This window comes from Paraburkholderia jirisanensis, assembly GCF_054782355.1.
The window spans coordinates 732,058-744,432 of sequence record NZ_BAAGSQ010000025.1; the positions used below are offsets into that span (position 1 = coordinate 732,058).

Below are 12,375 nucleotides of genomic sequence, written 5' to 3' on the forward strand. Positions count from 1 at the left end.
GTTCACGGTAGCCGATTGTGCTGCCAGCTGGCGATCTCCCGCATGCCGGCATGCGGCCCTCCCCGGCGCCGCCCGGCCTCGCATTGGAGATCCGATGAAGAGAATCCTTGCCGCCATCGCACTCAACGCAGTTGCGCTGCCGCTTTTCGCCGCATCCACAACGGTGGAACCCACCTCGCCGGCAAGGCCGGTTGCGACGCCAGGCCACGCGTTCCAATGGAAGGAGCCGGATGATCTGACCACGATGCAGACTCTCGTTCAAAACGGCTACCGGCTCGTGTCGGCGGCCGTCTATCAGACAGGGCCTGTGCTGAACCGTGAGTTTTACCTGCAACGCGACCAAAGCATCTATCGGTGCACGGAAGAAGTCGCCGCGCCGGCACGAACTACGCAGCTGGCGTGCATGGAGCTGACCCAGCCGCATTGACGCGAGGCACCCCTTCCAGCGTCTGGCTTGACGCGTCGTGGGAAAAAACACCCGTTTCGGATATTTCGAATCTGTTGCGCGTTTCGATTAATTCGAATTAGAATTCTGCATGGCAGACCGGAACCCCCACCATGACCACAACCTCACCCTCAACTGAATTACCTTCCGCGCGCGAAATTGAGATAGCGCGGGAATCCAGCCGCAACCTGGCCGTCGCGCTAACCAGCCGCGCCGACACCCAGCAATTCGATTTCAAGGACGACAACGGAGAAATGCGCAGCATCCAATTGCCCACGACAGTTGTAAAGCTGCTGGTAGACGTCCTTGCGGAAATCGGCCAGGGCAACGCCGTGTCGATCATCCCGATTCACGCGGAACTGACCACGCAGGAAGCGGCGGACTTGCTGAACGTATCGCGGCCGTACTTCGTGCAGTTGCTCGAGAAGGGAAAGATTCCGTTCCGGCGCGTGAACACGCATCGCCGCGTGCGGTACCAGGACGTGATCGAATACAAGAAGCGCATCGACGAGGCTCGTGTCGGCGCACTGGATGAACTGACGGCCCAGGCTCAGGAGCTTGGGATGGGTTACTGATCAATGGCGTCGAATTTCACCGTAGTCTACGACGCCTGCGTGCTTTATCCGGCTCCGTTACGCGACTTGCTGATGCGTCTCGCGCTAACGGACCTGTATCGCGCCAGGTGGAGCAACATGATTCACGACGAGTGGACCCGCAATGTGCTGGAAAACCGCAAGGATCTGAACGTTGAAGCAATCGCGCGTACGCGCCGGCTGATGGATGCGCATGTGCGTGAAGCACTCGTCGAGAATTTCGAACACCTGATTCCCACAATCGAGCTTCCCGATCCGGACGATCGTCATGTGTTGGCTGCGGCGATGCATGCCGGCGCAGAGGTGATCGTTACGTTCAACCTGAAGGATTTTCCTGCAGAGGTGCTGAACAAGCACGGCGTATCGGCGCAACACCCGGACGACTTCATTTTCGATCTGTTCGACCTGCACGCTGCCAAAGTGCTCGAAGCCGCTGCGACGCATCGCAACGCGCTTACGCGGCCGCCCAAGTCCGTCGGCGCGTATCTCGACATGCTGGCAACACAGGGGCTCGTGCAGACAGCAAACGTGCTGGGGCCATTCTCCTGTGCTTTATAGCAGTCGTTGACTCCAATCCTCTCGCAGTAATGCCAGATGGTCTTTCGCTGTGCGCGCGGCGCACACGCGTTCAGCCACACATCGCGTTACCCTGATTTCGCACTCCGTTCGCTATTGCCCCGGATGCTCCCCAGCACCTGCGCCAACCCTCGCACGCCCGCTTCGATCTGCGCCACCTCGACACACGCGAACCCCAGCACCAGCCCTGCCGGCGCTGCCCGCTGCACCGCATAAGCCGACAACGGCCGCGTCTCGATCCCTGCCAGCGCAGCCCGCTCCGCCAAGCGTGCATCGTCCGTGCCGGGCGGCAGCCACGCCGGCGCATCGAGCCCCGCGACGATCGGCGGCACCTCGAGCATGCCCGCCAGATGCCGCGACGCGGCCTCGCGCAGCGCCGCCGCACGCTCGCCGTACAACAGACGCATTTTGCGTGCATGCCGCCCGAAGTGCCCTTCGGCGATGAACTGGTGCAGCGTCGCCTGTGGATCGAGCGGCACGTGGCGGCTCGTCAGCGAAAGTGCCGCAGAGAAAGGCTCGACCAGCCGCTCGGGCAGCACCGCGTACGCAATCCGCAGCGCCGGAAACAACAGCTTGCTGAAGGTGCCGCAATAGATCACCCGGCCGCTGTCGTCGAGACTCTTCAGTGCCGCGAGCGGCCGGCCTTCGAAGCGGTATTCGCTGTCGTAGTCGTCCTCGATCACGAACGCGCCGTGCGCACGTGCCCAGCCGAGCAACGCGAGCCTGCGCTCGGGTGCGAGCGGCGGCCCGAGCGGTGCGTGACGCCCCGCGGTGACATACGCGAGCTTTGCAGACGGCGCGCGCGCAATACCGGCCGCAACGTCCATGCCGCCGCTATCGACCGGCACGCCGACGATGCGCGCGCCCGCCGCCTCGAACACCAGCCGCGCGCCCGGATAGCCAGGATCCTCGAGCCACACGTTATCGCCCGGATCGAGCAGCAGTCGCGCGCACAGGTCGAGCACCTGCTGCACACTCGCAACGATCACGATCTGCGCAGCCGAACACGCGATGCCGCGCGCCATCCGCACGTGCGCGGCGATCGCCTCGCGCAGCGGCCAGTAGCCGCACGCACCGCCGTCGGCCAGCATCGAACGGTGCAACAGCCGCGTGCGCCGCGCCGCAATCCGTGCCCACAACGCAAACGGAAACGCATCGAGATCGGGCTGGCCGGCGCGAAACGCCCGCGCGGGCAGCGGGCGCCCGTCGAGCGCGAACGCGCTGCGCGCGAGCAGCTTGCCGCGTGCGGACAGACCGACGGTTGCGTTGGCCGGCGCTGCACCGTTTGCGTCACGTGCACCCGCTGCACCTCTGCCCAACGAAGAAAATTCTTGCGGCAAAACTTCTTGCGCTGCGCAACGATCCAGAACCGGATCTGCGTAGAGGCCTGAGCCCAGCTCAGCATCACGCACGGCTGCTGACGGACCCGTACCGGCCCACCTTTCTCGTGCCTGCGCCGCCGACATGTCTGAACCGCGTTCACCATGCCCCACACGCGGCGGCGCTTCGAGCCGGCTGTCCGGCAACTCCGCTGCAACGAAACTGCCGCGCCCGACTGCACCTTCGATATAGCCTTCTGCGGTCAACTGCGCGAACACACCCAGCACCGTGCCGCGCGACAAGCGCAAGCGCGTGGCGAGCTCACGCGTCGCGGGCAGCCGCACGCCCGGCGCAAGCCGCCCACTGACGATGGCCGCGCGCAGCTCGCCGTGCAGCCAGCGCTGCAACGGCATGCCGTCGGGCCGCGGTGCGAGCGCGATATCGACATCGATGGTTTGCCGCATCGTCCTTTTTCCCCCGCCCCAAAGCCCACAACAAAAAATAGCAGCCAGCAAAATCAGGCATCGCACCCCAGCGCCGCCCCGACGCCGTTCGATCCAGTCGGCAAACCGGTAAATTTGCGATCCATTGTCGCGATTATGCCAGGCGAACGGCACGCGGCAGCATGTGTCGGCACGGCGCCACGGGACCGCGTCTCATAGCAAATGCAGCAACCCCCATGCGTCCGGCGGCTCGCCCCGCGCCTGCGCAGGCCGGAAATCAGCAGGTCGCCACCATCACGTCGAGCGCCTGCAAGACGCTCCGCGAATAACGTCTGGTGCCAGGCGCACCTCTTGCTTCACTACTCACCGCACAGCGCCGCTCAGGCCACGGCCGGCAACGCCGGCCGCATGCGCTCAATCCAAGGCACCCAGGCCACTCCAATGAAACTGCCGCTGACGCCGCAACGACCGCCCAATCGTGTCTACCCGCCCGGCACGCCCGGTCTGCAAGGGCTGACCTCGGTCATCACGGCGGTAGTGCTGGTGTGCGGCCTGTACTTCGGCCGCGAAGTGCTGATTCCGATCACGCTCGCGGTGTTGCTCAGCTTTCTGCTCGCGCCGCTCGTCAGCCTGCTGCGACGGCTGCACGTCGGTCAGCTGCCATCGATCTTCGTCGCCGTGATCGTCGCGTTGGTCTCGCTGCTGGCCATCGGCGCGCTGATCGCCGCCCAGATCGCGCAGCTTGCCGGCTCGCTGCCGCAATACCAGGCGGCCATCGAAGAAAAGATCGAGACCGTGCAGGAGAAAACCGTCGGCCGCGCCGACGCGCTGCTTGCACGCGCGGCAGGCGCGCTGTCGCGCATCACGCCGGACCACCCGGTGGTGCCGCACGAAGCCGGCCGTTCGCAGAAACCGACGGTCGCCGCGCCGTTGCCGGTCGAGGTGCACGAACCAATTCCGTCGCCGCTGCAGGTTGCGCAGAAAGTATTCACGCCGGTGGTCGGGCCGATCGAAACGACCTTCATCGTGCTGGTGGTGACGATCTTCATCCTGCTGCAGCGCGAAGACCTGCGCGACCGTCTGATACGCCTGTTCGGCGCGCGCGATCTGCATCGCACCACCACCGCGATCAACGATGCGGCCAGCCGCCTGTCGCGCTATTTTGTCGCGCAGCTGGGCGTCAATGTCGGCGCGGGCGCGGTGATCGCAGTGGGTCTGGCGGTCATCGGTGTGCCCGGCGCGCTGCTGTTCGGCGTACTCACGGCGCTGCTGCGCTTCGTGCCGTACATCGGCACGTGGATCGCCGCGATCCTCGCGGTGTTTTTCGCCGCCGCGATACAGCCGCAATGGACGCTGGCAGTCACGACGCTGATCATGTTCGTGGTGGTCGACGTGGTGGCGGGCCAGGTGGTCGAGCCGCTGCTGTATGGGCACCGATCGGGGCTGTCGCCGCTCGCGGTGGTGGTGGCGGCGATTTTCTGGAGCTGGCTGTGGGGGCCGATCGGCCTCGTGCTGTCGACGCCGCTTACGCTATGCCTCGTCACGCTCGGCCGCTACGCGGAGCGCCTGCGCTTTCTGACCGTGTTGCTCGGCGACCAGCCGGCGCTGACGCCCGCGCAGAATTTCTACCAGCGCCTGCTCGCCGACGATCCGCACGAGGCGATCGTGCAGGCCGACCGGATCTTGAAGGAGCTGCCGCTGGTGCAGTACTACGACGACGTTGCGCGCGAAGGCCTGCGCCTCGCACGCAACGACGCGCTGCGCGGCGTGTTCGCGACCGAACAGCTGGCGCGGATGAACGAGACACTGCTCGATATCGTCGAAAACCTGGAGCAGGTGGATACGCCCGCACAGGTGCGCGCCGATGCGCAAGCCTCGGCGGCGGCTCGCGAAACCGGCGCGGGCACCGCCAACGCCGCTAATGCGGCCAACGCAGCCGATACATCTACCGCCGCTCCCGCCGACCTGCCGCTGCTACCCGGCGTGCGCGTGGTCTGCATTGCCGGCCGCGGCGCATTCGACGAAGTCTGCACCACGATCGCGGTGCAGTTGCTCGGACGCTGCGGCATTCCGACAGCCTCCGCGCAGTACGCGCAGTTCCGCAAAGGCAGCGTCGATTCGAACGCAATCGAAGGTGCGTCGATCATCTGCATCGTGACCCTCGACGCGTCCGAAGCACCGCCCTATTTGCGCAACCTGGTGCGACGCATCCGCGAACGGGTGCCGGCCGCGATGCTGATCGTCGGTATTGGCGGCGGCCAGCCCGAGCGTGAAGACGAAGTGAACGCGCTGAGCGGCACCGCCAACGTGAGTGGTTTCGCGGAGCTGGTGGAGCAATGCGTGTCGGCGGCAACCCATGCGGCGCCGTCGCCGCCTCGGCTGGTCGAGCAGACCAATTGATCGACTATGCGCAGTTTTCGGAATGAAAGAAATATGTAATTTCACGCAATATGCGTGCTGGGAAATACGCCAAAAATTCATGTGAAATTTAACTAACTTCCCGACAACATAAGCCTACATATTTATTAAAAATAGCGCCTTATAAATTACAACTCCGTCAGCAAAAAATCATCACGCTTTATTAATCCGGTGCTTTATCTCCGAACCATTGCGCGGATTATCCCGCCTTTAAAACCGCCCCACGAAAACAAAAAACCCCGCAACGACATCGAAGCCGTTGCGGGGTAATGCTGTCACTCGTGTCGCGCGCTTAACGCATACCAGGCCGCGCGCGCCGCGTGCTTACCAGGCCGTCATCACCGGCGCGACTGCGGCCGGATCCGTGATGCTCGGCTTGCCCGTTTCGATGTGGCCGGCGAGACGGCGCTGGAACGCGTCGTCGTCGTTGTCGGTCACCGTCAGGTCGTACCAGTGGTGGCTCGACGCGAGAACCCACTTCTCCTCGACCGTCTCGCCAGCCGGCACGATCACCGGCTTCGTACGCGCACCGTATGCGTTGTCGGCCACCGACAGGCGCGCATTCTTGTCGCCCTTGTTGGTGAACTTCAGCACGAGGTTGCCGTTGGCCACGTCGTACTGCGCCTTGACTTCCGGCAGCGCGACCTTGGTCTTGTGATGGCCCTTCGCAGCGGCCTGCACGTCGGCTGTCACGTCGCCGTTGAAGCGGCGCACGAAGCCGTTCGGGCCGAACACCGTGAACTGATACTCGCCGTTGGTCAGCGACAGGTCCCATTCGTCCGACAGCGACTTGTCGTGTTCGACCGTGTAGCGCCACGGGCCGTCGGTGCGGTTCGACGAGTACACGTAGAAGTGCGCACCGACCGAGCCGGTGTTGCCGAAGTTCAGTTCGAGCACATTACGCTTCGTGTCGAGCTTGGCGTTGACATGCACTTCGTACGGCAGCGCGCGGGCGAAACGGATGCCCGGCTCCTGCGGATCGACCAGACCCGGCACCGCCGGCACCACCGGCTTCGGCTGCGTGGCGCACTGGTTGTCGGCGATCGCCTTGTAGTTGCTGGTATCGGGCAGCGCCGGCACCGTCGCGTCCGGCGTACGGAAGTCGAATGCCGAGGTCAGGTCGCCGCACACCGCACGACGCCACTTCGTGATGTTCGGGCACTTCACGTGGAAGCGCTCTTCGATGAAGCGGATCACCGACGTATGGTCGAACACTTCCGAGCACACGAAGCCGCCCTTGGTCCACGGCGACACGATCGTCATCGGCACGCGCGTGCCGAGGCCGTACGGCAGGTTGTCGACCGTGTACGTACCCTGACGGCCAGCCGGGTTGATCTTGTTGTGGATCTCGCCTTCGGTGGTGACCGTCGACATGCCCTGGGCGCGCGTGGTCGGCACTTGCGGCGGCGGCACGTGATCGAAGAAGCCGTCGTTCTCGTCGTACATGATCAGCAGAACCGTCTTGCTCCACACTTCCGGGTTCGACGTGAGCGCGTCGAGAATCATCGACGTGTACTCGGCGCCGTAAGCCGGCGTGTACGACGGGTGCTCGGAGTAAGCGGCCGGCGGGCACAAATACGACACTTGCGGCAGCTGGTTGGCCAGCACGTCGGCCTTCAGCTGGTCGATCGTGCGCACCGTCTGCGCGCGCTCGTACAGGCTCGAGCCCGGTTGCGCATTGATGAAGTTGGTGAAGTTCTGCAGGATGTTGGTGCCGTAGTTGCCGGTCAGCGGGTCGCTGCCATCCGTACCCTGCTGATACACCTGCCACGTCACACCGGCCTTTTCCAGCACTTCCGGGAACGTCTCCCACGACAGCAGCTGATACTGGGGCGGTTTGTCGCCGTCGACGAAGTCGTTGTTGTCGAGCAGCGGGCCACCCTGCGTCGCGTCCGGATCGACCATACCCGTCATCAGGTACGCGCGGTTCGGGTGCGTCGGGCCGGGCATCGAGCAGTAGTACGCGTCGCAAATCGTGAACGCGTCAGCCAGTGCGTAGTGGAACGGCAGGTCCGAACGCAGATGGTAGCCCATCGTCATGTCCGTCTTGTTCGCCGGCCACGCGTTGTAGATGCCGTTGTTGATCGCGGAGTGCGTCTTGTACCACGAGTGGTCGAGGTCGCCCAGACACTGCGCGCTGGTGGTCGTGGTGTCGAGGTGGAACGGCACGACCGGCTTGGCGGCATTGGCCTTCGACGGTTGCGACCACACGGTGTTGCCGTTCGGCAGCGGGATCGGGAAGCGGTCGTTATAACCACGTACGCCGCGCATATGGCCGAAGTAGTGGTCGAACGAACGGTTTTCCTGCATGAAGACAACGATATGCTCGATGTCCTTGATGGTGCCGGTGCGCGACGCAGCCGGCACGGCGAGGGCTTTGCGGATCGAATCGGGCAGCGCGGTCATGGCCGCGGCAGCACCTGCCGACGATGCGACGGATTGCAAAAAACGACGACGGCTTGGTGAAGTCATAGTTATGTGACCTTCGTTTTGTTGTGGCGGGGGGGGTGAAACAGCGGTTTGCGTGTGGTACGCAAGATTCATTGAGCGCTATTGAGCGCTATCGGGGCCGTCGCCCGGCGCGTAGTGCATGACCGGCGCGAACTGCTGCGCATCGGCGGCGATCGAGGCCTGCGCGCTCGCGACCGCGCTGCCCGCTTCAGCGGAAACCAGCGGCGGCGCCTGCAATTGCGACAGCGGTATCGATGCGCCCGCCGCCAGTTGCAGCGCGTTGTTCTGATAGCTCGTCATACCCGGCGATACGCCGGCTTGCGCGGCGTCGCTCTGGTTCTGGGCCGCGCTTGCGGCGTTGTCCGATCCTCCGCAGGCGGCCAGCATCAGGGTCGAGCCGAGGATCGCGCATGCAGCCAATGCGCCCGCAGTATTGTCTCTGGACATTTTCAGCATCCCATTCCGTAAAGAATCCGAAAGCCGGCCGCACTTCGGTAATTCGCGCGGTAATTCGTATGGCATGCAGTCTCACTTTAAATTAAGAAACAATTGTGAAATGGCTACGCAAAAGCTTTCTGAAAATTTTCAATAAACAATCACTCCCGAAGAATCATTTTTAGAAATAAATGAAAAATAAATAAAACGTTAATAAAGCGGCGCAGCGACGTATTGGGTCCAAGGTTTGCTGAACGAGCGAACCGCAGGCGACTGGCGAAACGGGGAGACCGACATGCCCAGCCGTATACCGCACCTCGAAGAAAGCGAAGACGAACTGCAATGGCGGCCGGTCAGCGGCGCGTTGGCCGATCACCGTCGCGTGCTGGTGGTCGACGACTACGCGGAGGCCGCCGACGCGCTGCAGCTGTTGCTTGATGCGAATGGCTTCGACTGCCGTGCAATGCACGACGCGCATGAAGTGTGTACGATCGCCGCCGCGTGGCAGCCATTCGCCGTGGTGCTCGACATCGCGATGCCGGGGCTCGACGGCCTCGAGCTGGCGCGCCGGCTGCGCGCGACGCCGGACACCGCGCACATGCTGCTGGTGGCGTGTACCGGCTACGCGTCGCAGCTCGACCGCGAGCGGGCGCGGGCGGCCGGTTTCGACGCGCATTGCGCGAAGCCGCTGACGCCGCAGCGGCTGTTAGCGCTGCTGAAGCAGGCGGTGGCCACGCCCGGAGCGCCCGGCGCACCGCCGTGACGACGCCCGGGCACGCATCCTGCTGAGACAGCCAGACCCTGATTGCGTATGACGATTGGCGCGACTCATTTGAGATTTGTGACTTACCCCAGGAGAACAACTATGCAAAGACGACGTTTCATGCTGTCGACCGGTGCGGTGTTTGCCGCCAGCGGCCTCGCCATGGCCGGCTGCACGACCACGGGGCAAAACTCGGCCTCCAGCAATGCCGGCAACGCCGACAAGCGCCGCGCCATCAACTCCGACATCGATGCGACGCTGTCGCGCCTTTACAGCACCGTCAATGGCTCGCGCGAACTGGTTGGCAAGGCGCGCGGCGTGCTGGTGTTCCCGTCGGTCGTGCAGGCGGGCTTCTGGGTCGGCGGTCAATACGGCAATGGCGCGCTGCGCGTGGCCGGTCAGACGGCCGGCTACTACAGCACCGCGGCTGGCTCGTTCGGCTTGCAGATCGGCGCGCAGTCGAAGGCGGTGATCTTCTGCTTCATGACGCAAAAGGCGCTCGAGGACTTCCGCAACAGCAACGGCTGGGCGGTGGGCGGCGACGCGACGGTCGCAGCGGTCAAGGTCGGCGCGAACGGCAACATCGATTCGTCGACCGCCACGGCGCCGGTCGAGGCATTTGTGCTGACCAACGCGGGCCTGATGGCAGGCGTTTCGCTGGAAGGCACGAAGGTGTCGAAGCTCGATATCTGATCCACGCGCACCGCGTGAGATAGCAGACTGCAGCATCGCCAGCGACAGACAGCACGAGCGGCATCGCAGCCGCCCGTGCTTTTTTTTGCGGGTGGTTCACTGCTGCGCCACGCGACGATGTTATTCATCTGTGTAAAAGACGCCGCACTGGTAAGTGGAAGTTACATTCGTCACGGGTACACCGGAACATCCGGTCTGCAATTCACCTGAAAGGCGCATCCGGCCGCGCATGGTGCGCGATGCCCGGGAACAAGGCGGAGCAACCCGCGGCGCGCCGCGCCGGGCCCCGCAGCAGCGGGCTTCCAGCACCTTTTGTACGATCACAAAAACGATGGCATATGATTTGCGTTCCCCGGCGAGACGGTCCGCGGATGCATTGCAACGGAATAGTTGTCACCGTCGTGCGCTAGCGTCGTGCACACCCGCACGGCCGATTTCGCGCTGCGCCGCTGTCACGCTGAATGCGCGCTCGATGCGTATTGCGTATTGCTAATTGCTTCCCCCTACTCTTTCGCCCGGAGTCAAATCTTGACGCTCAACGTCCTACTCGTCGCTTCGGAAGCCGTTCCACTAGCAAAATCTGGCGGCCTGGGCGACATGGTGAGCGCGTATGCAGCCGCGTTGCGCAACGCGGGAGTCGACGCGTCGATCCTGCTGCCCGCCTACCCTTGCACACTCGAGCGCGCGGTCGGCGTGACGCCGGTGTGCCGCATCAGCGGCCTGCCCGGCGGCGATGCGCGCCTGCTGCGCGCGCAGATGCCGGGCTCTGGTGTGCCGGTATTGCTGCTGCAGATGGACCATCTGTTCAGGCGCGAGCAGTTGTACGTCGATACGCAGGGCCGCGACTTCCTCGACAACACCGTGCGCTTCGCGTCGCTGGCGGCCGCCGCGGCGCGCATTGCGCGCGGCGTACGCGGCGTCAAGCGGCCCGACGTCGTGCACGCGCACGACTGGCACGCGGCGCTCACGCCGCTCTACATGAAGCTCGCCGGCGTGCCGGCGAAGAGCGTGTTCACGATTCACAATCTCGCGTTCCAGGGCAACTGCCCGCTCGCGCTCGGCAGCTGGCTCGGCGTGCCCGGCGAACTGCTGGCGCCGGCGCTTTCCGACGAACGCAGCATCGAGTTCTACGACACGCTGAGCCCGATGAAGGCCGGTATCGTGCATGCCGACCGCGTGACCACGGTCAGCGACAACTACGCGCGCGAGATTCTGACGCCGCACCACGGGCACCGCATGGAAGGCGTGCTGCAGGCGTACGCGCACAAGCTGTCGGGCATCACCAACGGAATCGACGATGCGACGTGGAACCCCGCCGCCGACCCGCACATCGCGCGCGCCTATTCCGCGGCCGACGTGCGCGGCAAGCAGGCCTGCAAGCGCGATCTGCAGCAGGCGTTCGGCCTCGCAGTCGACCCGTTCGCGCCGCTGGTGGCGATCGGCAGCCGGCTGACCTCGCAGAAGCTCGCGGACGTGGTGATCGCTGCGCTGCCGGCGCTGCTGGCACGTCATCCGCGTCTGCAGGTTGCGCTGCTCGGCAAAGGCGACGCCCATCTCGAAGAAGCGGCGCGCACACTCGCCGCCTTGTGGCCGCAACGCGTCGGCGTGCGAATCGGCTATGACGAAGCGACGGCGCACCGTCTGCATGCGGGCGCGGACATCCTGCTGCACGGCAGCCGCTTCGAGCCGTGCGGTCTGACGCAGCTGTATGCGATGCGCTACGGCACGATTCCGGTCGCCTCGCGCGTGGGTGGCCTCGCCGATACGATCGTCGATTACGCGCCCGCGCGTTCACCCGAACTCGGCCTGCCCGAAGACGGCGCGACCGGCTTTCTGTTCGATGGAGAAACGGCCAGCGACGTGGCGGCAGCACTGCAGCGCGCGCTGGAAGCGTTCATGCGGCCGTCGACGTGGCACGCGCTGCAGAAAAATGCGATGCAACGCGAGTCCGGCTGGATGCGGCCGGCCCAGCGTTATATCAAGCTGTACGCTGAACTGACCGATGCGCGGCCGGCACGCCGCGTACTGGCCGATGTGGCCGACGCCGCTGAAAGAGTCAATGCGGACAACGCGGCAGCCGATAGCAGCGTGCAGGTCGTGCAGCGCCGCCGCGCCGCGGCGCGCAGCACGGCAACGCCGCAAACCGCGCAGGCCAACGGCGCGTGGAACGGCAACCCGGCAGGCGCGCACGAAGATATCGCGCGGCGCGCCTGAAACTGCGGCCCGTTTGCTGGTGGC

Annotated in this window: 10 protein-coding genes; 7 read left to right on the forward strand and 3 right to left on the reverse strand. The window is 64.6% G+C overall.

Annotated elements, in window-relative coordinates; translation table 11 throughout:
- Positions 1 to 94 precede the first annotated feature (94 nt).
- The 3 genes from ACYVNQ_RS14980 to ACYVNQ_RS14990 all read left to right on the forward strand — a co-directional run bounded on the left by ACYVNQ_RS14980 (position 95) and on the right by ACYVNQ_RS14990 (position 1,596).
- Positions 95 to 427 (forward strand): hypothetical protein, encoded by a 333-nt coding sequence (locus ACYVNQ_RS14980; protein WP_460903280.1) that lies wholly within the window; start codon positions 95 to 97, stop codon positions 425 to 427.
- A 131-nt stretch (positions 428 to 558) separates the two neighbouring features.
- On the forward strand, positions 559 to 1,020 hold the full coding sequence (locus ACYVNQ_RS14985) for a helix-turn-helix domain-containing protein (RefSeq protein ID WP_460903281.1): 462 nt from the start codon (positions 559 to 561) through the stop codon (positions 1,018 to 1,020).
- 3 nt (positions 1,021 to 1,023) lie between these two features.
- Positions 1,024 to 1,596: a PIN domain-containing protein gene (locus tag ACYVNQ_RS14990; protein ID WP_460903282.1), complete on the forward strand. Its 573-nt coding sequence runs from the start codon at positions 1,024 to 1,026 to the stop codon at positions 1,594 to 1,596.
- Between the two features lie 86 nt (positions 1,597 to 1,682).
- On the opposite strand, the gene ACYVNQ_RS14995 is transcribed toward ACYVNQ_RS14990, so the two are convergent.
- On the reverse strand, positions 1,683 to 3,398 hold the full coding sequence (locus ACYVNQ_RS14995; protein WP_460903283.1) for an aminotransferase-like domain-containing protein: 1,716 nt from the start codon (positions 3,396 to 3,398) through the stop codon (positions 1,683 to 1,685).
- A 420-nt stretch (positions 3,399 to 3,818) separates the two neighbouring features.
- Here ACYVNQ_RS14995 and ACYVNQ_RS15000 point away from each other — a divergent pair, with 420 nt between their 5' ends.
- Positions 3,819 to 5,777, forward strand: coding sequence for an AI-2E family transporter (locus tag ACYVNQ_RS15000; protein ID WP_460903284.1), 1,959 nt, complete (start codon positions 3,819 to 3,821; stop codon positions 5,775 to 5,777).
- 342 nt (positions 5,778 to 6,119) lie between these two features.
- On the opposite strand, the gene ACYVNQ_RS15005 is transcribed toward ACYVNQ_RS15000, so the two are convergent.
- Positions 6,120 to 8,267 carry a phosphocholine-specific phospholipase C gene (locus ACYVNQ_RS15005; protein ID WP_460903285.1) on the reverse strand — a complete coding sequence of 716 codons (2,148 nt, stop codon included), beginning with the start codon at positions 8,265 to 8,267 and terminating at the stop codon, positions 6,120 to 6,122.
- A gap of 78 nt (positions 8,268 to 8,345) precedes the next feature.
- Complete coding sequence (locus tag ACYVNQ_RS15010) at positions 8,346 to 8,693, reverse strand: hypothetical protein (protein ID WP_460903286.1); 348 nt, start codon at positions 8,691 to 8,693, stop codon at positions 8,346 to 8,348.
- A gap of 283 nt (positions 8,694 to 8,976) precedes the next feature.
- On the opposite strand from ACYVNQ_RS15010, the gene ACYVNQ_RS15015 reads away from it, so the two are divergent.
- The 3 genes from ACYVNQ_RS15015 (at position 8,977) to glgA (ending at position 12,351) form a co-directional block, all read left to right on the forward strand.
- Positions 8,977 to 9,444, forward strand: a complete 468-nt coding sequence (locus tag ACYVNQ_RS15015; RefSeq protein WP_460903287.1) for a response regulator — start codon at positions 8,977 to 8,979, stop codon at positions 9,442 to 9,444.
- Between the two features lie 102 nt (positions 9,445 to 9,546).
- Positions 9,547 to 10,137 (forward strand): BPSL1445 family SYLF domain-containing lipoprotein, encoded by a 591-nt coding sequence (locus ACYVNQ_RS15020; RefSeq protein WP_460903288.1) that lies wholly within the window; start codon positions 9,547 to 9,549, stop codon positions 10,135 to 10,137.
- 528 nt (positions 10,138 to 10,665) lie between these two features.
- Positions 10,666 to 12,351 carry a glycogen synthase GlgA gene (glgA, locus tag ACYVNQ_RS15025; RefSeq protein WP_460903289.1) on the forward strand — a complete coding sequence of 562 codons (1,686 nt, stop codon included), beginning with the start codon at positions 10,666 to 10,668 and terminating at the stop codon, positions 12,349 to 12,351.
- Positions 12,352 to 12,375: the final 24 nt, after the last annotated feature.